This is a genomic window from Vicinamibacteria bacterium (assembly GCA_035620555.1).
Classification (GTDB): Bacteria; Acidobacteriota; Vicinamibacteria; order Marinacidobacterales; family SMYC01; genus DASPGQ01.
Map to the genome: position 1 here is coordinate 1 of DASPGQ010000455.1, position 2,236 is coordinate 2,236.

A 2,236-nucleotide genomic window follows, 5' to 3' on the forward strand; every position below is an offset into this window, starting at 1 on the left:
TCGTCGACCAGCAACTACTGGATCTGACCAGGAGGTTGACCCAGGTGCAAGCGGAGAGAGCCCAGGCATGGGCTCATTACCGAAGCCTGCAGCAGAAGGATGCCGAGTCCCTTCCCGATATCTTGAACGACCCCACGATCCAGGGTCTCAAGCGGGAGAGAGCGGATCTTCAGCGTCAGTATGCGGAGCTTTCCAGCAGGTTCAAGGAGAGCTATCCCGAAATCCAACGAACTCGGGCAGCCCTGGAGATGGTGGAACAGCGACTCGATGATGCAATTCGGGAAGTGGCGGATCAGGTGATTGCCGCGGCAAAGGTTACCTACGAGGCGGCCCTTCACGAAGAAGCTCTCCTGAAGAGCGATCTCGAGCAACAGCGCCAACGGACGCGAGATCTGAACACGGTAACCGCCGACTACCGGCAAGTGAAGGCCGAATTGGACAACGAGCGCGCGATCTTGGAGCAGCTGCTGAGGCGGCAGAGCGCCACCGACCTCTCCGCCGACCTGGGCGAGAGACAGCAGATGATGGTTCGCGTCGTGGACGAAGCGCTCGTGCCCACCCGCCGCTACAGCCCCAAGCACAGAATCAACCTCGGGATAGGTGCGATTCTTGGATTCGTCACCGGAGTCGGAGTCGCCTTCCTTTTCCACGGTAGGGATACCAGCCTCTTTACCGCGGAAGACGTCCGGCGGCGTGTGGGTCTGCCCTATCTCGGGTTCCTTCCGCGTGACGTATCGCGCCCAGGATTGGGACCGGGTCCGGCATCGTTGGCCTCGAGCGAGAGCGCGAAGTTCCTTGCCTTGTTATTGCTCCGGCCAGGACAGAGAAAAAGAACGGTCCTGGTGACCTCTTCGACCGAGGGCGAGGGCAAGACGTTCGTCGCGACCCATCTCGCCGCGTCCCTGAGTCAGCTCGGCAAGAAAGTGCTCCTCGTGGACGCCAACTTTCGCAGTGCGAGCTTGCGGGACGAGTTTCAAGTAGGGCGTAGAGCGGGCTTGAGTAGCGTGTTGCGGGGTACGAAGTCCCTCGAGGATTGCGTCGTCCCCTGCACCGAGCTCCCCGGGCTCAGCGTCATGATCGCCGGGCCGGCTGCAAGCTCTCCGGCGAATCTTCTTGGGTCTCCCGCGATGGACGCCTTTCTGAAGCAATGTGCCGAAGAGTTCGATCTGGTCGTTCTCGACTCGGCTCCCCTGTTGCCCGTTCTCGATTCGCAGCTCCTGGCTCGCAAATGCGACTCGGTAGTGCTCGTTACTCGAAGTGGATATTCGCGAAGCGACATGGTGGGTGCAGCGAGGGAGCTGATCGCGGGCGAGAACGGACGGGTCGCCGGCGTCGTTCTCAACGACGTCGAGCTCGGAGATGGTGGGCTCGTTCATACCGAGGGCTCGGAGGACCGTCCGGCGGACCCGGAGCCTCCGAACGGAGACGGCGTCTTGAGCACCTTGACTTCGACGGCGGAGAAGCTCGTCGCTGCTTTGCACCTGGCGACGCTGGGGCCGAAGTCGCGTCGAGCACTCGTCGGGATGTTGCGTTTCAACCCGTTGGGTCTCGGCCGGCGAAACGGGCACGACCGAGCCAGTCAGCCAACAGATGCGGATCGAGCCGAGCGCGATCGAGAGAATGAGGACTTGGCTCGCGAATCACACTCCTCGACCGCTTAGTCCGAACGCTCGACAGGCTCTTTAGTACTGAATGCCGTGGCGGGACCCGTAATCGATCCGCCTTCAGGGTGGGCTGAATTTGTCATCACCTGCTGAGTCGATTCGATCGTCGTAAGTCAATACGGGGTTGACTTTGCCGGGCGTTCCTCGTATAAACTAGAGGTTGATGCTGTGACCTGTGCGGTTGCAGTTCGGTCGCTCTCCAACCCGCCTAACTGAGAACCTGCGACAGGCCTGACGTCGTGGTTTGGGACGTCTCGGGCCAGGGATCCAGTTTGCTGGCTCTCGTGTGCCGATCCCCTGAGGGTTCCATTATCGACTCCTAAACGGAGGGTTGGGTGACATGAGACGACACCAAGCGCTCGCAATCGACATCTTTCGAAACCGCATCGTTCTGATGGTCATGGCCGGGTCCCTCCTCCTGCCCCAAGGCGACGCCTACTCGCAGGAGCGTTCGCGCTACCTCAGGCTGGTCCGTGTCATCGAATCGGAGGAGTTCGGGGCTTCTCGCCTCACCGGTTCACGAGTCGGCATCGAAGTCCAGCATCTGGATCCCCTGAATACCGCATTCGACG

2 protein-coding genes are annotated in these 2,236 nt (G+C 60.9%); both read left to right on the top strand.

What is annotated here, in order from left to right; all coding sequences use genetic code 11:
* On the top strand, positions 1–1,661 hold a 1,661-nt coding region (locus tag VEK15_18475), incomplete at its 5' end, for a polysaccharide biosynthesis tyrosine autokinase (GenBank protein ID HXV62692.1).
* A 343-nt stretch (positions 1,662–2,004) separates the two neighbouring features.
* The coding region (locus VEK15_18480) for a hypothetical protein (GenBank protein HXV62693.1) at positions 2,005–2,236 on the top strand (232 nt) is incomplete at its 3' end.